We start from the raw sequence: 25,707 nt of genomic DNA, 5'->3' as shown, positions 1-25,707 counted from the left end.
AATTGTTAGAAGGTAATGTTGGCGCCAACAGTAAAGGAACGGGTGGTTGGGTATTTATCCCGCTCGTCGATGCCCGGTGAAAGACCAACCCTGTTTACTTCCGGATCGATGCCGGTGTAACCGGTGATGGTGAGCAGGTTGAGGCCCGCAACATACACCCGTGCATTGCGGATCACTTTGCTGTTTTTAATGGGCAATGCATAACCCAGGCTCACGTTGTCGATCTTGATGTGGTCGCCCTGCTCAATGTAGTAAGAAACGTATGCGAGGTCGGCATAGATGGGCGTTTTGCCATATACCGGATCAAACGCAGACTGGAGCATGTTGTACTGGTTGATCTTGGGGTTGGCATAATACATCTTTTGCATGTTCAGGATCTGGTAGCCGAAAGCGCCACGCAGGTTGATATTCAGATCCCAATTACCCATCTGGAACGAGTTGTTCCAACCTACAATGTATTTGGGAATACCATTGCCCAGGATCTTTTTATCAGAAGGCGTTGAGTTGCGCATTGATTTTGGCTTACCGTCTTCACCTTCAATGATCCAGGTGGAATCCGGTGCAATGTCGATGGATTTGTATCCATAGAAAGAACCAACCGGCTGGCCTACATAGTTGCGGTGGGTGGCTTCCTGGATGGGTTCGCCGGTGCCACCTGCAGTGATGTAATCAATAGTGCCCGAAGATGCAGGACCAGTGATGGCAATCAGCTTGTTTTTGTTGGCAGAGAACGTAAAGTTGGTGTTCCATTCAAACTTCTTGCTGCGCACCGGCACCACATTTACCAGCACTTCTAAACCACGGTTGCGCATATGGCCCGAGTTCCACAAAATGCTGTTGAATAGGTACGGCGGCACAGGCACGGCGAAGTTGTAGAGCATGTCTTTGGTATCACGCTGATAAGCGTCAATGCTACCGCTAACGCGGTTGTTGAAGAGGGCAAAGTCAACACCAAAGTTCCATTCCAGTTTCTTTTCCCAACGCAGGTCGGGGTTGGGGTTGCTGCCTGGTGCAATCTGCTGGATCCAGCGGCCATTGCTCAGGAAACGTGCACCATAGTCGGACAAAATAAGCGAACGATATGGATCGTTGGGAATGGTACCGGTGATACCATAACCTGCACGCAGCTTCAGGTCGTTGACAGCGCGAACATTCTGCATGAACGACTCCTTGTTGATGCGCCAGCCAAGCGACACGGCCGGGAACTGGCCCCACTGGTAGTTTTTACCAAATTTGGAAGAACCTTCGTGCCGCAGGGAAGCCATCAACATGTACCGGTCTTTAAAGGTGTAGTTGAACCGGCCAAAGAAACCAATCAGCCTCCAGTCGTTCTTATCGCTGTTCATACCAAACGGCGTGGTTTGAAAAGCAAGACCGTCGCCGGATTCAAGCCGGTTGTAGGAAAACAGGTCGGAAGGAAAATCGGAGTTGTATGCATCAAAACCTTCATACGAATTGTACTGGTAGCTATAACCACCCAACGCCGAAATGCGGTGATCGCCAAAGCTGCGGCTGTAGTCGGTGGTAAATTCCAACAACTCATCGCGGCTAAAGCTGCTGCCTCTTGAAGCATACCCGCGGCGGTTGTTGTTAACCGATGCAAGGTGGTTCCATTTTTCGTAATAAGCACTCAAACCATTGGTTTGGTTGCCCGAAACAAGCAGTTTAAAATTCAGGTCTTTGATCGGCGTGAAGGTAACGCTACCGTTTAACCGCAGTTCGTTTGCACGGTATTCGCCATCAGTTTCCTGGATGCTGCGGAGCGGGTTTTCGTAGTTATACACCGGGCGTTCAAAATAATTGCCTTCCGGTGTATAAACCGGTTCCGTTGGGTTGCGGATAAGCGCCTGGCGGTAAGCATAGCTGTAGCTGGGGCCCGAAAAGTTTTTACGCGAACGGGTAATGGCATTGACGTTGAATTTCAGTTTACCATCAAACATCGCATGGTTCACATCGAGGCGGCCAATGATCTGGCGGTTATCTGAGCGAAGGAAAATGCCCTGCCAGTCGCGGTAGTTGAGCGATGCGGTATAGTTCGTTTGCCCATTGCCACCTTGCAGCGTAAGGTTGTGGGTGTGGCTGATGGGTGTGCGGGTAATGGTTTCAAACCAATCAGTATTGGCACCGTATTCGTCGTTCGAGCCGGCTACGTTCGAATACCCGGGCTTGGTTGGATCCTGGTCCTGGTTGAAACCTTTTACGCCCTGGCTGATCAGGCGGCGGTAATCGTCGGCATTCAGGAACTCCATTTTACGGGCAATTTGCTGCACCGTTACATACCCATGATAGTTAAGCGTGGGCGGACGGTTGCCGCCTTTGCGTTTTACGGTAGTGATCAGGATCACACCATTGTTGCCGCGGGTACCATAAATGGCCGCAGCGGAACCGTCTTTCAAAACATCAATCGATTCAATGTCTTCCGGTGCCACCGTGTTCAGGTTGCCCGGGATACCATCGATCAATACAAGAGGCGCGTTGTTGCCTAGGATACTGTTGGCACCACGCAAAGAAATTTGTGCAGTTGCATTGGGGTCGCCGCTGGGTGTGGCCACCGAAATACCGGCCACTTTGCCCTGGATCAGTTGTGCGGCATCACGGGCAAAGCCTTGTGTAAAATCTTCAGCTTTTACGCTGGACACAGCACTTGTAACCTCTCCCCTTCTTTGCGTGCCATACCCTACCACCACTACTTCGTTCATGCTGGCAATATTTTTCTCCAACTGAATGGTGATCGAAGCCTGGTCTTTGATGGGAAACTCCTGCACGGCATAGTTGGCATACGACACAACCAGCGTTACGTTGCCTTCCACATTCAGGCTAAAGCGCCCGGCGGCGTCGGTGGTGGTACCAACGGAAGAATTTTTAACCTGAACCGATGCACCAGCCAGAGGTTCCTTTGTTGTGGCATCTGTAACTACGCCTGTTAAGGTGCGGTAAGCTACATAACCCGGTGGAACATAAGGAGCCGCATGCAGCGGTTGGTTAGTAAGCAAGGCACAAGCTAATATACATTGTACCATTCGTTTCATATACGATGACTTTAGGGGGTGAGGGGAAGTTCAATGAAACACTAAATTATGCGGCTTCAACAGCGATGTGCAGAAGCATATTATCCTGATGTTTACAAATTTTAACCCTTTATACTGCTGCATAAATTACGGGCATTGTTTGTGTAAAATGCTGCAACAAAAGCCGCTACAGGCGCCCATTACACCAATTTTCAGCAGCAGCGTGCCAGGGTTAAAATATGGGCATTATTTGCAAAATGCGGCGCAGCAGTTTTCTTTAATGAATATTATTTTAGCAGGTTTAGCCTCCGGCAAAATGGATGGGTTGTGATGTAAATAAAAATGAGGAAAAGTGCAAGGATTTCAGCAGCAGGCCACTTCATTTTTATACCCAAAAAGCAACGCCACCAAAACGCAACCGGTTCATATCTATATGTTATCTTGGCGCATCACTTTCTTCATGATCAAACCCACCTATATGAAGCCTATTTATTGGTTGACCGGCCTAGCGCTTAGTTGCGGCTTACAGGCTGCACAGGCACAATCCAAGCCCCAAACTTTTACCCGTGCCGATACGCTGCGCGGCAGCATTACGCCACAACGTGCCTGGTGGGATGCGCAGCATTATGCCATTTCGGTGCAACCCGATTTTGAAACTAAAACTTTAAAAGGCAGCAACACCATCGGCTATAAAGTGTTGGATGAAAAAGGTGCTGAAGAAATGCAGATCGACTTGCAAACGCCGCTGCATATTGATAGCGCTGTGTTAAATGGCAAACAAAAACTTCGCTTCCGTAACGATGGCAATGCATGGTTTATCGCTATGCCGCAACAAAAAAAAGGCACAACCAATAAGCTCACCCTTTTTTATTCGGGCACGCCACGGGAAGCTGTACGTGCACCATGGGATGGCGGCTGGACATTTACCAAAGATTCGCTGAACCGGCCCTGGATGACCGTAACCTGCCAGGGGCTGGGCGCATCGGTTTGGTACCCGTGCAAAGATCACCAAAGCGACGAACCGGACAGGGGCGCAACACTTACCATGATCGTTCCGGACACTTTAATGGCAGTAGGTAACGGACGATTGAAACAACAGCAAAAGCTACCCGGCAAGCTCGCCAGTTTTACATGGGAAGTAACCAACCCGATCAACAACTACAACATCATTCCGTACATCGGCAAATATGTTTCGTTTAAAGAAGTGTATGGCGGTGAAAAAGGCAAGCTCGATGTAACCTATTGGGTACTGGATTATAATTTACCTAAAGCAAAAAGCTACTTACCCACCGAAGTACGCAACACACTGAAATCATTTGAGCACTGGTTTGGCCCCTACCCTTTTTATGAGGATGGCTACCAACTGATTGATGTGCCGCACACCGGTATGGAACACCAAAGTGCAGTGGCTTATGGCAACCATTACAAACCCGGGTACCGCGGCCGCGACGGCTCCGGTACGGGCTGGGGCATGAAGTGGGATTTTATTGTGATCCATGAAAGCGGCCACGAGTGGTTTGGCAACAACATCACTACCCGCGACCTGGCCGACATGTGGGTGCACGAAGGTTTTACCAACTATAGCGAAACGCTTTTTGTAGACCATATTTTTGGCGTGCAGGCTGGCAACGAATACAATGCCGGCACACGGCAAGGCATCCGCAACGACAAGCCCATAATTCCGCCCTATGGCGTAAATGCACAAGGCAGTGGCGATATGTATCCCAAAGGCGGCAACATGCTCCATGCCATCCGCCACAGTATGGCCAACGACGTCCTGTTCCGCGACATTCTGCGTGGTTTGAATAAAACATTCTACCACCAAACCGTTACGAGCAAACAGGTGGAAGAATACATTTCAAAGCGAGCCGGTTTTAATTACAGCAAAGTGTTTGACCAATACCTGCGCACCACGCAAATACCCAAACTGGAATTTTATGTAAGCAGCAATGGGCAAAAGCTTACCTATCGCTGGGCCAATTGCGTAGATGGTTTTAACCTGCCTATTTCGATGCAAAATGCTACCACTTCTATGCGCATTGAACCTACAACAGGCTGGAAAACCTCCGACCTGAAAGCGGGTGCTGCAGCACTGTTTACAAAAGAAGCCATTGAGAAAATGTATTACATCGTTGCAGAACCTTCGGAAGGCAAAACTGCATTGCGCTAAACACGCTGCGCCATTTCAGCAAACAACCATCATTCCTGATTCAATTTTTTTATGCGTTATACAAAAATTCTTGTTGCATTTTTATTCATAGCCACGACCTGCCACGTGGCCATTGCACAATCTACCCGTGGCATGATGTGGGCCAAAGAAGGCAACCGCTATTATGCCATTGAAGACAACGGTATTGTGGCCTACCAGCTGCCCAATTTTACCAAAACCGTAGTTGCCGATTCGGGCACTTTAAAACCCGCAGCAGGCCAGCGTTCCATTCCCATCCGTTCGTTTGCATTTTCAGACGATGGCAAAAAAGTGTTGCTCTACACCAACACCAAAAAAGTGTGGCGGCTCGATACACGGGGCGATTACTGGGTGAAAGACCTTGCATCCGGCACGCTGAAACAACTGGGAAAAGGCCGGCCTGCATCGTCGCTGATGTTTGCTAAATTTTCACCGGATGGAAGTGCTGTTGCTTATGTATCGGAGCACAACATTTTTGTAGAAGACCTCACTTCAGGTGCTATAAAACAACTTACCAAAGACGGCACAGACCGCCTCATCAACGGCACTTTTGATTGGGCTTATGAAGAAGAATTTGATTGCCGCGACGGCTTTCGGTGGAGCCCCAATAGCAAAAGCATTGCCTACTGGCAAATTGATGCGCGGCAGATCCGCAATTTTCTCATGATCAACAACACTGATTCGGTGTATTCGTTTACCATCCCGGTTGAATATCCGAAAGTGGGCGAAGCGCCTTCGCCTGCAAAAGTGGGTGTTGTCAATATTGCATCGGGGGCTACCACATGGATGCAGGTGCCCGGCGATCCGCAACAGCACTACATTCCGCGCATGGAGTGGGCTGCCAACAATACCGAAATCATCTTAGAACAACTGAACCGCAAACAAAATGTAGCCAACATTTTTATTTGCGATGCTGCAAATGGAACCGCTAAAAAAATCTACACCGAAAACGACAACGCATGGATTGATGTAAAAGCCCGCTGGAGCGATGACTTTGCGGGCTGGGATTGGCTCAATGGCGGCAAAAACTTTTTGTGGGTTTCGGAAAAAGATGGCTGGCGCCATATTTACCTGCTCGAACGCAATGGTAAAGAAACACTCATCACCAAAGGTGATTACGATGTGATCTCGGTAAATGCAATGGATGCAAAAAACGGGTACGTGTATTTTATGGCGTCGCCGCAAAATGCAACGCAGCAATACCTGCACCGCATTTCGCTAAAAGGCGGCGGAAAGTTGGAGCAATTATCGCCTGTAGCGCAGCGCGGCACACACCAATACCGCACCAGCCCCGATGGTAGTTTTGCCATGCACAATTTTTCCAACCACCGCAACGAACGCTTGTCGGAATGGGTGCAACTGCCTGCGCATAAATCCATTAAAACGCTGGCGCAAACTGCAGCCGGCGGTGGCCCGAACGTAGAAATGTTTACCATCACCACTGAAGACGGCATTACAATGAACGGCTGGATGGTAAAGCCCAAAAACTTTGACAGCACCAAAAAATACCCGGTGGTTTTCCAGGTGTATGCCGAGCCCGCAGGCACAACAGTGCGTGATGCTGCAGGAATTGGCAACAATGGCCTTTACATGGGCAACATGGCCGACGACGGATACATTTACATGAGTGTGGAAGGCCGCGGAACGCCGCAACCGAAAGGTGCTGCATGGCGCAAATCCATATACCGGAAGATCGGTGTCATCAACATCCGCGACCAGGCAATGGCGGCAAAAAAAATAAGGCAATGGTCGTTTGTAGACAGCAGCCGTATTGCGGTGCATGGCTGGAGCGGCGGTGGCTCAACCACGCTTAATCTGCTGTTTCAATACCCTGATATTTACCAAACCGGTATATCCATTGCGCCTGTGCCCAACCAGTTGTTGTACGACAATATTTACCAGGAACGCTATATGGGTTTGCCGCAGGAAAATATGGAAGACTTTGTGGCCGGATCGCCTATTACACACGCCAAAAACCTGAAGGGCAACCTGCTGGTGGTACACGGCACCGGCGACGATAATGTGCATTACCAAGGCACCGAAATGCTGATTAACGAACTGGTGAAATGGGGCAAACAGTTTCAGATGATGAGCTATCCCAACCGCACCCACTCTATTAACGAAGGCGAAGGAACGAGCAGGCACCTGGCTGGTTTGTTCACCAAGTTTTTAAAAGAACATTGTCCCGGCGGACCTAAAGGGGAAGGCGGCAACAAACAATATTGATCGCATTAAAACGTGTTTACTTTAAGCATGAAAAACAGGGCCTTGCGCAGCAACCGGGGTGTTTGGATGGTGACCGCTATTGCTGCGCTGGTAACCGTCTTTGTGCAATGCATGCAGCAGCCCGCAGCAGCCGGCACCGACCTGCGTGGTGCAGGCTACGCGGGTGCTGAGGCGTGCCGTAGTTGCCATGCAAATATTTACGACAGTTACCTGCACACAGCACATAACCGGAGCACAGCACCTGCAAACGAAGGCACGATCAAAGGCAGCTTTGAAAAGGATTCAAACGAGTATTACTACCAGCCGCATGTAAAGGTGGCCATGGAGCGCCGCGACAGTGGCTTGTACCAGGTGGCTTACCTCAATAACCAGGAGCAACAGGCATTCCGGTTTGATTTGGTTGTGGGCTCCGGCAGAAAGGCGCAAACTTTTTTGTATTACCAAGACGACAAGGTTTTTCAACTGCCCGTGTCTTATTTTGTGCCGATGCAGCGCTGGGCCAACAGCCCAAACTATCCGGCTAAGCAAGTGCGCTTTGACCGCAACATTCCTATTGGTTGTTTTGAATGCCACAGCTCTTATATCCGCCGCACCAATGTAAGTGCACAAGATGGCTTTCGTGTGGATCATTTCGATCAGGGCAAGATCATTTATGGCATCGATTGCGAACGATGCCATGGACCGGCTGCGCAGCATGTGCAGTTTCACCAGGCAAACCCAACAGAAAAAACAGCGCAGCACATACCGGTGCAGGCATCGCTTACACGCCAGCAGAAAATGGATGTTTGCGCCACCTGCCATTCGGGTTTGCGGGAGTCAATCAAACCAACATTCCGCTTTACACCCGGTGCACAGTTGTCCGAATTTTTACCGCCGGATACGACGAAGCCAGACCCGAATGCTATAGACGTGCACGGCAACCAGGTGCAGCTATTGCAGGCCAGCGCCTGTTTTGAAAATAGCATCACCATGGATTGTTCGTCCTGCCACAATCCGCATACTACTGAGCGTACAAACATGGCCGTTTTTTCGCAGCGTTGTATGAGCTGCCACCAGCCAACGGGTACCAATTTTTGTCCAAAGGAAAAAGAGCTGGGTACGGGCATCAGGGCCAATTGTATTGACTGCCATATGCCGGCAAAAGAGTCGCATGTGATTTCGTTGCAATCGCAGGGCAGCATGCAGCCCACGCCTAATCTGGTGCGGACGCATTTGATTGGGATTTACCCGGGAGAAGGGAATAGGTTTAAGAAGTTGTAGGCTTTTTAAATGCGTTTGTATTGTCAAACTTTCAAGTCACTTCTCGTTTACAATTGGCTTTCGCTAAGTATAATGTCCTTCTATAACTTTTTCGTATAAGCGTTGACGTGAGTGTTTCCAAATTGCATTCGGCTTCGCCGCATGTCATCCTGAGTGCAGCGAAGGATCTGAATTTTGTGCTTTAGAAAATGCCAGAACAAGCAAGCCACTTTCAATTACCAGCAATCATTTTAAATGAAAGCTCAGATCCTTCGCTGCGCTCAGGATGACAAAGGCAAAGTGTTTCCAACATCAAAACGCAGTGCAATAGTTGGCTTCTTATTAAAAAAACACCTCACGGAAACAACTTTTCTTTCCTGATATAAGCAATCGACGAATTCACCGCGGCAAACACATCACCACCGTATTTATCCATTTCCAAAATATACCATTCCACACCTATCTCTTTGCCTTTTTGAAAAATAGGCTTGTAGTTAATCTTGCCCTGGCCCAGCGGTACCCAGTTTGATGCAGGCATATCAGGAGGCATAAAGTTGGCACCGGTAAAAACGCCGGTGGATACGGATGGTGCCATGTCTTTGATGTGCAAAAAGTCAATGCCGCCGCGGTATTGCTGCATAAATTGCACCGGGTCCTGCCCGGCATAAGCCACCCAATACATATCGGCTTCCAGCCGCACACAATTGCCATCAATGCGCTCCATAAAGCTGTCGAAAAACGTTTTACCACTGCCCATCGGCTGCAATTCATAGCCATGAATGTGATAATACAATTGCAGGCTCTCTGCCTTTGCCGCGGCGCAGGATTGTGTGAGCAAATCAGCAGCTTCGTTTACAACTGCCAGTGTTACCGTGTCTTCTTTTGTGTTCTTCAACCACGCAATGCCCACATATTTGGCACCCAGTTTTTTCGCTGTCTGCATGATCATGGCGGGATCGTTTCGCCAGTCTTTCATTTCGCTCCAATGGAGTGCAAACAGTTGCAGGCCCGCTGAATCCAATGCCGATTTAAATGCTTCCGGGTTGCCGGTAATATAAGGTGCATCAAAGCCTTCCACATAGTCAATGCCGAGCCCTTTGATCTTGTTTAATGTGCCCCGCACATCTTTCTGCAGTTCATAACGAAAGGTCCAGAGTTGTGCGGCAAGTTTGGGTTTCATGGCGGGCTTTTCCTGTGCGATTGGTGTTGAGGATTGAGGCGCATCGGCGCAGGAGAAAAGAATAGTGAGCAGGGAGAAAGCTACACAAAGAAATGCGTTGGTATTAAATACACCTTTCAGCATGAGTAGGGGCTTTGTTGGAAACAACTTATTACCTAATAAACAGGCAGAGTGGGTGATACTTGAATGGATTCGCATGGCATGCATTTAATTGATCAAGCGTGTACAAAGCTGTACGAATGAATAAAACTTTAAACAACGCGATCATTTAAAATACACATTAATTGCTTTGTTTCCAGATTGTCGTTTCTAATTAATAAACTTCCCAACACATCGTGCAGCGATAAACCATAAAAAAAGCAACGACCTTTTAGGCCGTTGCTTTTTTATACCATGATCAATAATAATATTGCTGCTTTTAAAACTGCTTCCCTTCTACTTCCCCACTTTTATAAAACTTCCATTTGGTCTTATAATCTTCCGTCAGCGGCTGGTTGGTAAGGATGGCACGGATCATTTCAACAGGCATTGCATTGAGGCGCATCACCGCATCGTGGTATTGTTTCGCGGTCATTTTGCCGCTATCCACCAGCTCCTTTTTCAATGCATAAAACTGGCGGCCGCCGGTAAGGTAAGCCAGCTGGTACAGCGGCGGGTAACGGCCTACAAACGAACGGCGAACTTCGCCTTCTGCATTGGCCCGCTCATGCCCTACGCGGTCCACCAGGAAATCGATGCACTGCTGCGGCGTCCATTTGCCCATGTGGTAGTTGAGCGAAAAAATGATGCGGGCACAACGGTGCATGTGCCAGAACAACATACCGATGCGGTCTTCAGGGCTTTTGGCAAACTGCATATCCCACAACAGCAGCTCCCAATACAGCGCCCAGCCTTCGGTCCAGAACGGCGTGCTAAAGTTGCGATAAGTGCGGTGGCGGCTGTTCATAAAATATTGCAGGTTGTGGCCGGCAATCAATTCGTGGTGCACCGTTGCTTTCGAAAAATGCGGGTTGTTGCCCCGCATGCTCATCATGCGGTCGGCCTCGTCCATGGTATTGGTGGGGTACGAAATAATGATATCAAGCCCGCCCAGGAAAAACGGGTTTACCAGTTGGCGCTCCGGCGACATCATCATCATCCCCCATGTTTCTTCGGCCAGTGGCGGAATGGTAATGAGGTCATTTTTCTTTAAAAAACCAATCGCTTCATCGTACAATTTCAGGATGGCTTCAGGTTGTTTGCCGGCAGGCACATAACTGTTCTTTACCTTTTCCATGGCCGCTTTCCAGTCGGTACCAAAACCCATTTCCTTGGTGGCTTTCAACAACTCCTTATCGCACCAGGCAAACTCTTTGTTAGCAATGTCGATCAACTCCTCGGGGCTGTACGGGATCATTTCGTAAGCCAGTTGGCGCACCAGCGCATCGCGGCCGGCGGGCTGCCCTACAATGCCACTTTTATCCGGCGCAGTAAATGCAGCTGCTTTCCCTTTGATGTCTTTTGCATAACGGGCCAGCGTTGAGTCAAGCGCTTGGTAAGTTTTGGGCACCGACCAGGTGAACATCGGATCGTAGCCATTGTAAAATTCATACACGCTGGTAGCAGCTTTGCGAACACCTTCCACCGCTTCAGATGCGGTGTAGATATTTTCCTGCGTTAATCCTTTTTCGTCTTTTAGTTTTTGCTGCAGTGCCGATACATCCCGTACAATGGCCGTCCACTCTTTTGCCAGTGCATCTGCATTGGGCTGTGTGCCACGGCGGCGCAGCTTTTCGGCAGCCCATATTTTATCTGCAAACGGAATCCACTGCTGTATTTTAGCGTACTCCTTTTCTTCATCGGCACCTTGCCGCAGCTTTTCTTCCAGGTCGCGTTTAAACAGGATGTAATCCACCTTGCATTCCTGTGGCAAAGCCGTAAAAGATATTTGCGACAACTGCTTCAGGTAGTCGTTATACAGCTTTGCCAAACGAGCCCGCTTTTCAGGCGAGCCTATGCTGCCCTCACCGCCTGCGTTGCGAAAAGTGTTGCCGGTAGCAGGTGTGTAAAAACGTTGCACAGCGCGGAGGTCAGCATTGAACTGCACCATCATGTCGGGCATTTCCTGGCAGGGCACAAAAGAAGCTTTAGGTTGCGCCACTGCCTGCAACGCCACAAATGAGCAGGCAATGAAAAAAGGCTTTTTAAGCAGGCCAAAATGGTTCATACAGATCGTTTAAACAGCGAGTCAATTAAAAGAAAACAGGTGCAAAAAACAAATGCATGTGGCACACAAGGCACATGCATTTAATTATTTTATCAGGAAAAACGGTTGGCATCAAAAGCCGCAACATCTACCTGCGGCGCCTTGCCCCCGGCCAGATCGGCCACCACTTTTCCGCTGGCCGGCCCCAGGCTCAGGCCCATCATCGCATGGCCGCCTGCTATGATTAAGTTCTTCAATTTTTTGTTGTAACCCAGGTAAGGCAAGCCATCCGGCGAACAAGGCCTGAAGCCATACCACACATCTTTTTCGTTGGGCAGCTCCAATTTTATACCCGGGAAATATTTCGGCACCGATTCAACAATGCCCTGCACCCGGTTCATGTTGATGCGGCTGTTGACCGGCGCAATTTCCATGGTACCGCCATAGCGCATGTGGCCGTTCATGGGTGTGATGGCGACACGGGCTTCGCACAAAATGGCGGGAATATTGAGTTTTTGCCGCGGCTCGTTGTAGGTAAACGAGTAGCCTTTACCCGGCATCAGCGGAATGGTTATACCGGCCATTTTAGCCAGTTGCGGCAGCCACGATCCGTTGGCCATCACAAATACATCGCCGTCAATTTCGCCCCTATCCGTCACCAGTTTTTTTACCGCACCACCGCTGGTTACTACATCGGTTACCGTATGATTTTCTTTAAACTTAACGCCTTTGTCTTTGAGGTGCTGTATTAATTGCGGCATCAGTTTGCCAGGGTATAAATGCGCATCGCAGCGGTAATGTACGGCGCCCAAAATATCCAGTTCTATGCCCGGCTCCCACTCCTGTACTTCCGATTTATTTAAAGCAACAACATCCAGTCCCAGGCTCCTTGCTTTATCAGCCAGGTGCACTTCTTCCTCGCCTACTTTTTCGGTTTTGTAGTACATGAGGATGCCTTTTTTTTCATAGGCAAAATCAAGCCCCGGCTCCTCTTGCCATTCTTCGTACAACTGCTTGCTGTATTTATTGATCTCGAGCAGCGGAAGCGCCGAATCTTCTACATGTTTGGTGGTGGCGCTTTTTACAAACTTCAATCCCCAGTTAATAAGACTTGGGCTCAGCGAAGGTTTTACATAAAAAGGGCTGCGGCTGTTGAACATCCATCGGATGCCCTGTGCCACCATGCCCGGTGCTGCCAGGGGCACAAAATGACTGGGTACCACCATGCCCAAGTTGCCGTACGAGCAACTGTCGGAAAGATCTGTTTTATCAACAACGGTCACATCCCAACCGTCTTTTTGCAAATAATAGGCGGCACTCAAACCAATGATGCCGCCACCGATCACTACTGCTTTCATGAAAGCTGTTTGAAAAATTAAAACGTTAGATCACCTGAAAGCCATGTGCATACGGGTCATCGTCGTCGATGATGATGGTATTGTAACCGGTTACCACGGCCCAACCTTCAATGCTGGGCACAATGGCGGGCTTACCAGCTATAGTTGTTTCCGCTTCGATGCGGCCAATGAACTTGGAACCAATGATGCTTTCGTGTATAAACTCGTCGCCTTTTTTGAGCTTGCCCTTGCCATACCACTGCGCCATGCGTGCCGATGTACCGGTGCCGCAGGGCGACCGATCAATGGCTTTATCGCCATAAAAAACAGCGTTGCGTGCAGTGGAAGTTGGGCCCAGCGTAGCGCCGGTCCACATCATGTGGCTACACCCCTTAATGTGCTCAATTTCGGGATGCACAAATTTATATTGTTCGTTGATGCGCTGCCTGCAAGTGCGGCTCCACGAAATGATCTGGTCGGCAGTGTAATGTTCGAGTCCCTTGAAGTTCGTTTGTGGATCAACGATAGCATAAAAATTACCACCGTAGGCCACATCAAATTTAATGGTGCCCAAATCAGGACATTCCACTTCCAAACCTTCAGCCGCCAGGAATGATTTTACGTTGGTGAGTTTTACCGACTTAACTTTTTTTCCTTCCTGCTTGTATTCGATCAACACCAATCCTGCCGGTGCTTCCATGCGCAGCTGGCCTGGTGTTTTTGGCGTCACCAGTCCTTCTTCAATAGCAATGGTGATGGTGCCAATGGTACCGTGCCCGCACATGGGCAAGCAGCCGCTTGTTTCAATAAACAATACACCAATATCATTCGCCGGATCTGCTGGTGGGTACAGGATGCTGCCACTCATCATGTCGTGGCCGCGGGGTTCAAACATCAGCCCCTTTCGGATCCAATCATATTCGGCTAAAAAATGCAGGCGCCGTTCCATCATGGTGGCGCCTTGCAGCAACGGGCCGCCCCCTGCCACCAACCGCACCGGGTTGCCGCAGGTATGGGCATCTACACAAAAAAACTTTTTTGAAGCCATATAAAGGTGCCGGGCTTGCCGACAAAAACAATTAAGTGAACAAAGCAGCGCAACCGTTGCGGTTACGCTTTTGCGGTTTGCATGGCCACGGCCAGGTCAACCGGCTCCCTGGTGAGCACGCTATTTATTTTGCGCATAATGCCCAATGGGTTTGAATCTTTCAATGCATCGGGCAGATGCTCTTGCGGGCAATCCTGATAACACACGGGGCGCACAAAACGCTTGATGGCATCGGCACCAACGGAAGTGCTCCGCGAATCAGTGGTGGCTGGGAACGGACCGCCATGTACCATGGCCTGGCCGACTTCCACACCAGTAGGCACACCGTTGAAAACCAAGCGGCCTACACGTTCGGTTAGCAAATCGATGGTTTCTGCAAAAACAGCTACATCAGTATCCGTGCCCATTACGGTGCCGGTAAGCTGGCCGTGCATGCTGGCAATGGCCTCGTTTAACTGGTGCACACTGCTGCAGCGAATGATCAGCGAACTGGGACCAAATACTTCTTCCTGCAGATCGGGGTTGGCAATAAATGTATCGGCAGTCACTTCAAACAGCGTGGCCGTTGCGGCATATGCATTGGCTGCATCGCGGCGCTGCACCAAGGCACGTACGCCCTGCAGCGCCAACAGTTTTTCAATGCCCGAATGATAACTGCCGCAAATGGATTTATTGAGCATTGTCGCTTCGGGTGCAGCCTTCAGCAGGTCGGCAAGTTTTTGCACCAGCAGGTCGGTAGTGCTGTTTTCCAAAACAAACAACAAACCGGGGTTGGTACAAAACTGGCCTGCGCCCAATGTAATGGATGCAGACAATTGCGCAGCCACTGTATCCCACTCCTGCTCCGATTTTTCGGGCAGCACCAGCACGGGGTTGATGGAACTCATTTCGGCATATACCGGTATGGGTGCTTTGCGGTCGTTGGCAGAGGCCTTATACAAAGCCATACCTGCACGGTACGACCCGGTAAAACCAATGGCTTTCACATCGGGGTGCTTGGCCAGCATTTGTCCGAGGGTGCTGCCTTCGCCAATAAGCGAAGAAAAAACACCATCGGGCATGCCGCATTTTTGCGCAGCACGCTGTATGGCACCAGCCATCAGCTCGTTGGTGCCCAAGTGCGAGGTATGTGCTTTGACAATAACGGGGCAACCCGCTGCCAATGCAGATGCGGTATCGCCACCGGCGGTAGAAAATGCAAACGGGAAATTAGACGCTGCAAACACCAACACGGGCCCAAGTGGCTGTGCCACTTTGCGAATGTCAGCGCGGGGCAGCGGCTTGCGGTCGGGCAACGCCGTATCGATCACCGCTTCCACCCACGATCCTTCGCGGAGCAGTGCTGCAAACATGCGCAACTGGCCCGTGGTGCGGCCTTGTTCGCCCAAAAGGCGCTGCTGCGGCAGGCCAGTTTCCTGCATCGTACGCTCAATCAGGTCGGCCCCCAATGCTGCAATTTCATCCGCAATGGTGTCCAGAAAGCGGGCACGTTCTTCGGGGGTTGTTTTTTTATACACAGCAAAAGCGGCCCTTGCCTTTGCAAGGGCCTCCAATGCTTCTGCTTCGGTAGCGATGGTAAAATTTCCGGGCAAAAAATCGCCGGTAACGGTACTGAAGGCGCGGAGTGTTTCGCTGCCTGCAGCACTGGTTTTGTTACCTATGAGATTGCTTCCATGGAGCATACTTCTGTTGGTTGTAGGTTAAGATAATCGGGCAATTGCGGCCTGTTGTTCAGTGCTTCATTGATCACCGCCTCAACCGATGCCCGCTCGGCACCTTTGAGCCGCAGGCGAGGCTTGCGCACATACTCGGTACCAATGCCCGTGCTTTGCGCAGCCAATTTAATGTATTGTACCAACTTGGGATGAATATCGAGGTCCAAAAGGGGCATAAACCAGCGGTAGATCTTCAACGCCTCAGCCAGCTGGCCTGCTTTTACCAACCGGTAAATGGCCACCGTTTCCCTTGGGAACGCATCCACCAGACCGGCCACCCAGCCATCGGCACCGGCGCACAGGCTTTCCATCGCCAGCGGGTCAACACCGCACAGCACTTTATAGCGATCACCAAAGCGGTTGTGCATGCGGATCACATTCGATGTATCGCGGGTCGATTCTTTTACCGAACAAATGTTGTCCACCTTTGCCAGCTCCTCGAACATCTCGAGGGTGATCATGATCTTATAATCCACCGGGTTGTTGTAGAGCATAATGGGCAGCGAAGTGCTGGAAGCAACATCTTTAAAGAACTGCACTGTTTCCGCATCATCGGCTTTATAGCGCATGGGCGGCAGCAGCATCAGGCCATCGGCACCATTGGCCTCGGCATCCTGTGCGGCCTGTACGGCCACGCGGGTTGCCTGTTCGGCAATGTTCATGATCACCGGTGTGGTGGCCCCCACCAGCTCTTTTGCATATACCAGCAGGGCATCTTTTTCCGCGTTGGCAAGTGTGCTTGCCTCTCCCAGCGATCCACCCAGGATGATGCCATCCACGCCGGCCGCTATTTGGGCCTGTGTATTCAGCTTAAAGGTTTCAAAATCGATGGACTCATCTTCGTTAAAGGGTGTCAAAACAGCAGGGTACACGCCCTTCCAGGTAATATTGGTCATAATTTGCTTTTTACATTGAAACAAAACTAACACCGCCCCACGGGTTTAGGTGTTCAGCAATTAATACATTGTTTACATATTTTAACTGGCCCACATTATAAAGAAAAAACATCTGTGTAAAGAGGTTAAAAAGCCTTGTGGCGGGCAATTGGATAAATGACGGCGATTTTAATGCGCCTAATTTAAAAGATTCGATAATTACAGCAGTTGACTTGCAGCACGAACCGTCAATATTCAATTGAGGTTGTCTTGTTGCTATGTAAAAATGCCACCGCCGCATGCCACCATACACATAATAACAAAGGCCGAAGCTATTGAGCCCCGGCCTTGTCTAATATTAAATCATCACTAATTGTCCCTCTACAACTGGCCTGCCAGGCGCTTGCCGCGGGCTGCCAGTTCCTGCTCGTATGCAGCCCAGTCGGTGATCTTTTTCCGCGCTACCCCCGACTCCACCGCAGCCATCGCTACCTGCAGCGAAACGGCTGTGAGTAACCGCTTATCAGTGGGTTTTGGAATAATGTAAGTGCTGCCGTATTGCAGGTGCGGTTCGTGGTACGCCTCTTTTACGTCAGTGGGCACGGGCTCCTTTGCCAGTGCAGCAATGGCCTTTACCGCCGCCATTTTCATGGCTTCGTTAATGGCTGTGGCCTGCACATCCAGCGCACCGCGAAAGATGTACGGAAAGCCCAGCACATTGTTTACCTGGTTGGGAAAATCGGAGCGGCCCGTGGCCATAATCACGTCTTTGCGGGTAGCTACCGCCAGTTCGTAACCAATCTCCGGATCAGGATTTGCCATTGCAAAAACAATGGGCCGCTCGGCCATCGACAACAGCATCGGTGCCGTTAAAATATTAGCCGAAGAAAGCCCTACGAATACATCGGCGCCGGGCAAGGCATCTTCCAAAGTATGAATGTCGCGGCTGGTGGCAAATTCAGCCTTCGTGGTATCCAGTCCTTCCCTATCGGCACGGATCACGCCCTTGCGATCGAGCATCACGATGTTTTCCTTTTGCACGCCCAAGGCACGGTACAACCGGCAGCAGGCAATGGCAGCGGCGCCGGCACCGTTTACCACCAGCTTTATTTCGTACAGATGTTTTTGCTGCAATTCGCAGGCATTGAGCAATGCTGCTGCCGAAATAATGGCCGTACCGTGCTGGTCGTCGTGCATTACCGGGATGCCCAATTCTGCCTTCAGTCGCTGCTCTATTTCAAAGCATTCAGGCGCCTTAATGTCCTCTAGGTTGATGCCGCCAAAAGTGGGCGCCAAAATTTTTACGGTACGCACAAATTCATCTACGTTGGTGGTATCCAGTTCCAAGTCAAACGCATCCACATCGGCGCAGATCTTGAACAGGAGTGCCTTGCCTTCCATTACCGGTTTGCTGGCTTCGGGCCCGATATTACCCAACCCCAATACGGCGGTGCCATTGGAAATAACAGCCACCAGGTTTCCTTTGGCGGTGTATTTATAAACGTCATGTATGTTTTCGGCAATCTCCAGGCAGGGCACTGCCACACCCGGTGAATAAGCCAGCGACAGGTCGCGCTGTGTTTTGGTGGCCTTGGTGGGCAACACTTCAATTTTACCGGCCCTGCTGTCCGAGTGATATGCTAAAGCAGCTTCCCTGTCTTGTTCAGGGGTGTGCAACGTGTTTTTCATAAGCCTTACTTAGTGGACCTCCTGCACCAGGAGTTCTATCTTACTGTTTAAAAAAACCTGCGCATCATAAACAGCGGCGCAGGCAAAGGGCTGCAAACATATAAAAAAATAAATGCCCGGAACTTGAGTTTGCGCATCCATGCAAACGAGCAAGCAGCGCCGGCGTGATGACCGGCGTTAGGTGCGCATTGTTTTAAAATGGTTGATGTTAAGAAAGGCCAAGCGTATGCAAAAACGCCATTACTTTTTCTGATACACCCGCACATAGTCTACTTCAAAACGCGAAGGAAAAGTAGTGTTGGAAGGATCGCCGCCATTGTCGCCGCCAATGGCCAGGTTGAGCAACATATAATGCGGCTGCTTAAAAGGATTGATACCGGAACCATCTTTATTTTCCAGTTGGTCTAAGAGAACTCGGTTCAACAAGATATCATCCACATACAATGCAACGGCTGTTTCATCCCAATCCATGCGCCATATATGAAAGGAGTCGGCCCAAGCCTTTCCACCCAACGAATCCACTGAGAAAGTTTTGGTAAACCAGTGCGCTTTGTAAGGCGTTGAAGTGCCGGTGGCCACGTTGGCCAGCAACATACCGCGGTAATATTCCATGATGTCGATCTCGCCATTGGAGGGCCATTGTCCCCGAACACCGAGGGTCCACCAGGCAGGCCAGATGCCTGCACGTGCATCAATCTTTCCACGCATCACAAAGCGGCCATACTGCCACTGGTGCCGGTCCCTTGTGTTGATGCTCGACGATGTGTATTCAATTTTCCTACGGCTCTGTCGCCAGTTGCTGCTGCCCTGCTTAAACGCAGGATTGGCCTTGCTTTCGCGGCGTGCCTCAATAGTCAATATGCCACCGCTGCAAGTTGCATTTTGCGGCTGGTACCATTGCGCTTCATTGTTGCGCACAAAGCCTTCTTCGTGGCGCCATTTGCTGCTATCTGGCGGTCCATTGCCATTGAATTCATCAGCCCAAACCAATTGGTACCCGTCGGATGCATAGGCATCGTTGCGGATGGTTTTTTGTGCGGTGTTGCAGGCGCTGAATAGTATGGCGGCGGGAAACAAGTATTGTAAGAGGTGCATGTCAAACGTTGTTATTCTTTGTTTTGCAAAACGGATTTTAAAGTAAAGGAATAATTGTAAAATGAGCGGAAGTAGTTGGTGCTGGTTCATGTAATGAATGCTACTGATACCTGGCTATTTATTTCGGCTAATGCTTTTCGCAGGTTTACTCCGTGATGCACGTTTTTTTTACTTGCCCCGAAAAGTAAAAAAAGGGCAACCGCAACTAGTGATCGCCAGGTTGCGGAGCCTTTCCCTGATGTAGCTTTTGTGCTATTGTGATAAAGCGTTATTGATCTTTGTTCAGCTACTTTTAAATGGTGTCGAAATTGTTTTCGCTAAACCTTCGCTGATAGTTGTTATCGCATGTTTTATTTAAAAAATAAAACCGAAGTAAAACTGGCACTGGCCATTTTTTTCATTTCGCAGTTAGTTGCACCGTTGTCCCTTGCAAACCTGCGGCAGTGGCTGTTACAATTATATTTCCCGGTTTTCCATTCGATTGAATGATGCACAAGACCTTTCCTTTTGCGGCTTTGTGTTGCGTTGCTTTAAATGGCTCCATGCTAACCGGGCTACCATTATCAACAGCGGCAATAAAGCCTGCGCCGGTTACTGTAAACTGCACCAAGTTGTCGGCATAAGGCACAGGAACGCCATTGGCATCCAACACTTCCACGGTGATGAATGAAAGATCAGTTCCATCGCTTTTAATCACTGTCCGATCGGGTTTTGCAATGAGGCGTGCGGGTGCACCTGCAGTTTTTACTTCTTTAACCAGCACTGTTTTGCCGCCTTTTTTCGATACGGCCCGGAGTGTGCCCCCTTGGTATGGCACCCGCCATTTTACATGCAGCGCACCATCCTGCTTTGCTGCCGCACCTAATGACCGATCATTTACAAACAGCTCCACGGCATCGGCATTGTTGTAATAAGCCACCACATCAACCGTGTCGCCGTTTTGCCAGTTCCAATGCGGGTACAGGTGCAATACGGGTTTGCTAGTAAAGATGCTTTGATAGAGATAGTATACATCTTTTGGAAAACCTGCCAGGTCGATGATGCCGAAATAAGAACTGCGTGCCGGCCAAGGATAAGGTGTGGGCTCGCCAAGGTAGTCGAAGCCGGTCCAGATATACATGCCTGAAACATGCGGGTACCGCAACAACTCTTTTATGCTTTCTTCATGCGTGGAGCCCCATGGCGCACTTACATGGTCGTATGCCGACACGGTGAAATCGGTATTGCCGCCATTTGGTATCGGCTTGTCCCAGGCCTCGGGCCACCTGCGGATGGAGTCGGCAGGCACCAGGTCGTAGTGGCCGCGTGTTTGCAGTGCCGATGTACTTTCCGTAACAATAAAAGGCTTGCCCGGCCAGCGTTGCAGCGCACTACCCCACTCATAGTGGTGGTAATTATAGCCCACCAAATCAAAGGCTCCGGACTGCAATAAATGGTTATGTACGCCAGTTTCGTTATTGGCTGTTGTAACAGGCCTCGTGGTATCCAATGCACGGACAATGGCGGCTAGTTCGCGGCTGATGTTACGGCCACTGCTGTCGCCCTTGGCTGCATCGCCCCACTGCTCCGGAATTTCGTTGCCTACACTCCAAACAAAAACGGAAGGATGGTTGCGGTCGCGGCGGATAAATTCTTCGAGGTCCTGCTTGTGCCATTGGTCCCAGCCCAGGTGATAATCAAATGGATTCTTTGCTTTAGCCCACATGTCAAACATTTCGTCCATCACGATAAACCCCATTTTGTCGGCAAGCTGCAGCAGCTCCGGAGCAGGCGGATTGTGCGATGTGCGGATGCCATTGCAACCCATGGCTTTCAGCAACTCCAACTGACGCTTCAATGCCCTAGTATTGATCACTGCACCCAGTGCACCCAAATCGTGGTGGTTGCATACACCTAATATTTTCAACGACTTGCCATTCAGGAAAAAACCTTTGGCGGCATCAAAATAAAAACTGCGGATGCCAAAGACCGTTTCATATTCATCCAACACGTTACCTGCTGCAACGATCTGCGAAACTGCTTTGTACAGGTATGGCCGCTCCACCGACCAAAGCTGCGGCGTTTTAATTTTTATCTGCTTCTCGTTTTTCGGCTGTGCATCAACGGTAGCCGTTGCCACCTTGCGGCCAGATGCATCAAAAATGGTGGTCACCAATTGCGCAGCAACATTTGTGTTTGCAGCAACCTCGGTGGTGATGGCAACCGTGGCTTCAGCACTGCTTACTTTAGGCGTGGTAATGAACGTGCCCCAATGCGTGATGTGTACGGCGTTAAGAGTGGTGAGCCATACGTTTCGGTAAATGCCCGAGCCGCTGTACCAGCGTGAATTGGGCTGCTTTGAATTATCCACTTTTACCGCGATGACATTTGGTTGGGCGCCATAACGCAAGTGTGGCGTCAGTTCGTAGCGAAACGAAATATAGCCGTTTGGCCGTACGCCCAATGAGTGCCCATTAATGAACACTTCGCTGTTGCAATACACACCATCAAATTCAATAAAGACTTGCTTGCCCTGTTCGGTTTCGGGAAGGGTAAACGTTTTGCGGTACCAGCCCAGGCCGCCTGGCAATGCCCCACCACTGGTGCCGGCGGGATGGTCTTTGCTGAAACTTCCTTCAATGCTCCAGTCGTGCGGCAGTTGCAGCGTACGCCACGATGCATCATCAACGGCGGGATCGCTAAAAGACGCGGTGCTATCCAACTTGAATTTCCAATCCGCATTGAACGATTTCCGGCCCTTGTGTTGTGCCGATGAAGGCAAAAAAGCAAACGCGATACAAAAAGCCAACAGCATACAAAATTTGTACATACCCATTCATTTTTGGTGTGCAAAAAATCGGCGTTGGCGTTCGTTTCAACAACCGGCAGAGTATCCGGCGTATATCATTTTCTTGGTGTAATTTTTAGTCAATGCTGCAATGATTATCTGCTGCAAAAAGGGCCATCGTTTTTACCGAACACATTCAAGCAACCGCAGTAGCCCATTTGTTTACTGGCACGAAAACCCTTGGTACAAACTCGATGTAGCTACAGTTTAACCGTAATTTTCTTCCCTTCATAAACTACCGCTTTATCAGCTGGTGCTTCGAGATTAAAAGGCTTCGCAGCCGCTTTTAAAAATGCTTTGATGCGAATAAATCTTTTAGCGATCATACCGGGAAAGCTTCCCTTTCGATCGCCAATAGTGAGTGTTCCTGCGGCTTCGTTGTAAGTAAATGGAATCGTCGAAAACTGGCCCTTTTCATAAGCGTAAGTAGTGCCGCCATCTTCATACAGGGTAAAGCTTCCATCCTTTCCACGGTATACCTGCAGCGTCAGCGTATCCGCAGGTTTTTCGTCGGTGTATTGCAGCTCCGGACCAAAAGGAATAATGGCACCTTCAGGCACAAACAGCGGCATGCGTTCATAGGGTGCAGCAGCAGTAACCATTTGTCCTCCAGCTTGCCAGGCACCGGTGTAGAAGTTGTACCAGCCCTTTCCTTTGGGTAAATAAACGGGCCGGCTTTGCAACCCCGCAGCCCAAACCGGTGCTACCATCAGCGAAGGGCCAAACAGGTACTGGTCATCAATATTCCATACAGCGCTGTCCTGCCTAAAATCCATAGCCAGCCCGCGCATAATAGTGCCTTCGCTGTGGTATGCATTGCCCGCCAGCGAGTACACATAAGGCATCAGCCGGTAGCGCAGCTTGTTGTAATACAGCATGCTTTGATAAGCTGCATGGCTTTCAGGCGCTATGTTAAACACTTCGCGGAAAGGAAATTGTCCGTGGGCCCGGAACAAGGGCACAAAAGCGCCAAACTGGAACCAGCGGGTTTGCAGTTCACGCCAAGCTTCGGTGTCGGCAGCGGTTGGTTTTTCAAAATGTGCCGGCACCACAAAACCGCCAATATCCATGGTCCAGTAAGGCAGGCCCGACATGGAGAAATTAACGCCGGCCGCTACCTGTGCTTTCAGGTCGTGCCAGGTGCTGCCAATGTCGCCGCTCCATATGGCTGCGGCATAGCGCTGCGAACCCGCAAAGCCCGAACGGGTTAGTAAAAACACCCGCTTGTTGGGGTCGGATGAACGCTGGCCTTCGTAGATGCCTTTTGCATTTTGCAGCGGGTATGCGTTGAGGTATTCGGTAGCGGTACCCAGCGCAGTGGGCTGCATTTGCAGCTTGCGTTTTTGCGGCGATACGTTCGATAAAATATCTGGCTCGCTGGCGTCCATCCACCAGGCATCAAATCCCTTGGTGTATATTTTTTTATAAATAAGATCCCAGAAACCTTTGCGGGCATCTGCGTTAAATGCGTCGTAGAAAGTTGACGTGTAGCCTTTCCCAATCCAATCGCGCTGCCGGTCGGCAATGTTGCGGCGGTACAACCAGCCTTTTTCATTGAATGCATGGTAAGCCGGGATGCCTTCGTAAAACTTGGGCCACACCGAGATCATGATTTTAGTGTTGTATTGCCGGTGCAGCGTATCGATCATGCCCTCGGGATTGGGGAAACGTGTTTCATCAAACTCCTGGCTGCCCCATGCGTCTTCTTTCCAATAACTCCAGTCGAGCACAATATTATCCAATGGAATGTTGCGTTTGCGAAACTCGGCCACCGTTGCCAGCAGCTCTGCCTGTGTTTTATACCGTTCACGGCTTTGCCAAAAACCCATCGCCCATTTGGGCATGATGGGCGCCTTGCCGGTGAGCGTACGATAACCCGCAATAACGGAATCCATGTTTTGCCCGCTGATTACATAATAATCAACCTGGCGACCTGCTTCTGATGCGAAGCTAAAATTGTTGCGGGCTTCTGCTGCTACCGGCTCCTGCCATTTTACCGCCAAGTACGATTCAGTTCCTTCGGGTATCCATTCCATGCGCAGCTTTACTTTTTTGCCAGGTTGCATATCAATAGGAACCAGTGCAGGTGCAGGGTTCCAGGCTTTGCGCCAGCGATCGAGCACCAAACTATCGTTGAGCCACAACCGAATAGTACCGCCATACACAAACCTGAGTTGGTGCCGGCCCGAAAGGCCACTTTGGATGCTGCCTTCCCAAGCCACCACGCCGGTGGCTGGTGTAAATTGGGCAGGCAATACCTTGGCCGACTCACCCAAAAACTCCATGTTGATCTCCGACTCGGCACGTTCCATCAAGGAAACTTCGGGCTTTGTTTTATCGTTGCTGTAGGTGGCCGTCAACCAGCCTTCTTCGCCATTTTTCGAAAACAGTTTCAGGTCGGAAAGGGGACGCAGCGGCCGTACATCGCCGGCTTTGGTCAGCGAGTAATTGTCCCACAGAATGCCATAGCCCTTTGTAGAAACTAAAAAAGGAACAGCCACTTCAGTATTGTTTTGAAAAAACTGCACCTGCTGCCCGCGGTAATTCATTACGCCATCCTGGTGCTGACCCAATCCATACCAAGCTTCATTGGCGGTAGCGGTAAATGTTTGCGCCACACTGTACATCGGCTCGCCTTCATGCACCACGGGCTTTATTTCGCGGCCATTTTCGGCTGCTTCGGCAACAAGCTTTTTGCCGGCCACATCAAAAAACTGCACGTTGCCGGTGGCCAGGTTTACTTCGGCGGCAATCTTTGCCGCTTTTATGCGAACAGCGCCTTTGCCCTCGGTTACACTAAATGTCTGCGATGGCACCCATTGATAATTGACCACAAGGCTTTTGGTTGCGGGCAAATCCTTCTCTGGACTAGCCGAAACACGAATGATGTTGGGCGCAACCACCTGGAGGCGCACGACAGCCGCGTTGCCGGATGGCTTTTGTTGCGGGTAAACAACGATGCCGTCTTTTGTTTTAACGAAAGGAGCCGTGGACTGGGCAGCAACAGCAAGCGTACTACACAACAGTAGCAGCAGAAAAAAGTATCTGGACATGGGCAATCAGTTTAGCAGGGGCGCAGTTACGCCAGTGCAACA

The 25,707-nt window shown here is 50.1% G+C and carries 15 protein-coding genes; 4 read left to right on the top strand and 11 right to left on the bottom strand.

Annotated features, from left to right (window positions below):
• Nucleotides 1-5: 5 nt before the first annotated feature.
• Nucleotides 6-3,029 (bottom strand): SusC/RagA family TonB-linked outer membrane protein, encoded by a 3,024-nt coding sequence (locus EPD17_RS09400; protein ID WP_114236036.1) that lies wholly within the window; start codon nucleotides 3,027-3,029, stop codon nucleotides 6-8.
• Between the two features lie 148 nt (nucleotides 3,030-3,177).
• Here EPD17_RS09400 and EPD17_RS19970 point away from each other — a divergent pair, with 148 nt between their 5' ends.
• The 4 genes from EPD17_RS19970 to EPD17_RS09385 all read left to right on the top strand — a co-directional run bounded on the left by EPD17_RS19970 (nucleotide 3,178) and on the right by EPD17_RS09385 (nucleotide 8,682).
• Entirely contained in the window at nucleotides 3,178-3,339 is a 162-nt protein-coding gene (locus EPD17_RS19970; protein ID WP_165929579.1) for a hypothetical protein, read from the top strand.
• A gap of 147 nt (nucleotides 3,340-3,486) precedes the next feature.
• Entirely contained in the window at nucleotides 3,487-5,178 is a 1,692-nt protein-coding gene (locus EPD17_RS09395) for a M1 family metallopeptidase (protein ID WP_132053691.1), read from the top strand.
• Between the two features lie 51 nt (nucleotides 5,179-5,229).
• Nucleotides 5,230-7,422 carry a S9 family peptidase gene (locus EPD17_RS09390; RefSeq protein ID WP_132053689.1) on the top strand — a complete coding sequence of 731 codons (2,193 nt, stop codon included), beginning with the start codon at nucleotides 5,230-5,232 and terminating at the stop codon, nucleotides 7,420-7,422.
• A 27-nt stretch (nucleotides 7,423-7,449) separates the two neighbouring features.
• Nucleotides 7,450-8,682, top strand: a complete 1,233-nt coding sequence (locus tag EPD17_RS09385; RefSeq protein ID WP_132053687.1) for a multiheme c-type cytochrome — start codon at nucleotides 7,450-7,452, stop codon at nucleotides 8,680-8,682.
• 334 nt (nucleotides 8,683-9,016) lie between these two features.
• Here the strand turns inward: EPD17_RS09385 and EPD17_RS09380 are convergent, their stop codons facing one another.
• The 10 genes from EPD17_RS09380 to EPD17_RS09335 form a co-directional block, all read right to left on the bottom strand.
• Nucleotides 9,017-9,964, bottom strand: a complete 948-nt coding sequence (locus EPD17_RS09380) for a sugar phosphate isomerase/epimerase family protein (RefSeq protein WP_165929578.1) — start codon at nucleotides 9,962-9,964, stop codon at nucleotides 9,017-9,019.
• 295 nt (nucleotides 9,965-10,259) lie between these two features.
• Nucleotides 10,260-12,047: a DUF885 family protein gene (locus tag EPD17_RS09375; RefSeq protein WP_204743387.1), complete on the bottom strand. Its 1,788-nt coding sequence runs from the start codon at nucleotides 12,045-12,047 to the stop codon at nucleotides 10,260-10,262.
• A gap of 92 nt (nucleotides 12,048-12,139) precedes the next feature.
• Nucleotides 12,140-13,384: an NAD(P)/FAD-dependent oxidoreductase gene (locus tag EPD17_RS09370; RefSeq protein ID WP_132053683.1), complete on the bottom strand. Its 1,245-nt coding sequence runs from the start codon at nucleotides 13,382-13,384 to the stop codon at nucleotides 12,140-12,142.
• A 25-nt stretch (nucleotides 13,385-13,409) separates the two neighbouring features.
• A complete protein-coding gene (locus tag EPD17_RS09365; protein ID WP_132053681.1) occupies nucleotides 13,410-14,411 on the bottom strand; it encodes a 4-hydroxyproline epimerase in 1,002 nt (333 codons plus the stop codon).
• A gap of 62 nt (nucleotides 14,412-14,473) precedes the next feature.
• A complete protein-coding gene (locus EPD17_RS09360; protein ID WP_132053679.1) occupies nucleotides 14,474-16,093 on the bottom strand; it encodes an aldehyde dehydrogenase (NADP(+)) in 1,620 nt (539 codons plus the stop codon).
• The gene (locus tag EPD17_RS09355; RefSeq protein ID WP_175580753.1) at nucleotides 16,069-17,022 is read right to left on the bottom strand and encodes a dihydrodipicolinate synthase family protein; all 954 of its coding nucleotides are present in this window, start codon (nucleotides 17,020-17,022) and stop codon (nucleotides 16,069-16,071) included. Before EPD17_RS09355 ends, EPD17_RS09360 begins: the two co-directional genes overlap by 25 nt.
• 360 nt (nucleotides 17,023-17,382) lie before the next feature.
• Nucleotides 17,383-18,690 carry a malic enzyme-like NAD(P)-binding protein gene (locus tag EPD17_RS09350; RefSeq protein ID WP_132053677.1) on the bottom strand — a complete coding sequence of 436 codons (1,308 nt, stop codon included), beginning with the start codon at nucleotides 18,688-18,690 and terminating at the stop codon, nucleotides 17,383-17,385.
• Between the two features lie 240 nt (nucleotides 18,691-18,930).
• Nucleotides 18,931-19,785, bottom strand: a complete 855-nt coding sequence (locus EPD17_RS09345; RefSeq protein WP_132053675.1) for a glycoside hydrolase family 16 protein — start codon at nucleotides 19,783-19,785, stop codon at nucleotides 18,931-18,933.
• A 397-nt stretch (nucleotides 19,786-20,182) separates the two neighbouring features.
• Entirely contained in the window at nucleotides 20,183-22,594 is a 2,412-nt protein-coding gene (locus tag EPD17_RS09340) for a glycoside hydrolase family 2 TIM barrel-domain containing protein (protein WP_132053673.1), read from the bottom strand.
• A 218-nt stretch (nucleotides 22,595-22,812) separates the two neighbouring features.
• Nucleotides 22,813-25,665 carry a TIM-barrel domain-containing protein gene (locus tag EPD17_RS09335; protein WP_132053671.1) on the bottom strand — a complete coding sequence of 951 codons (2,853 nt, stop codon included), beginning with the start codon at nucleotides 25,663-25,665 and terminating at the stop codon, nucleotides 22,813-22,815.
• Nucleotides 25,666-25,707 lie beyond the last annotated feature (42 nt).

It is taken from the genome of Pseudocnuella soli, from assembly GCF_004347775.1.
GTDB classification, from domain to species: Bacteria; Bacteroidota; Bacteroidia; order Chitinophagales; family Chitinophagaceae; genus Flavisolibacter; species Flavisolibacter aquaticus.
The sequence above is the reverse complement of the archived record's forward strand: the minus strand, read 5'-3'. Positions and strand labels throughout refer to the sequence as shown.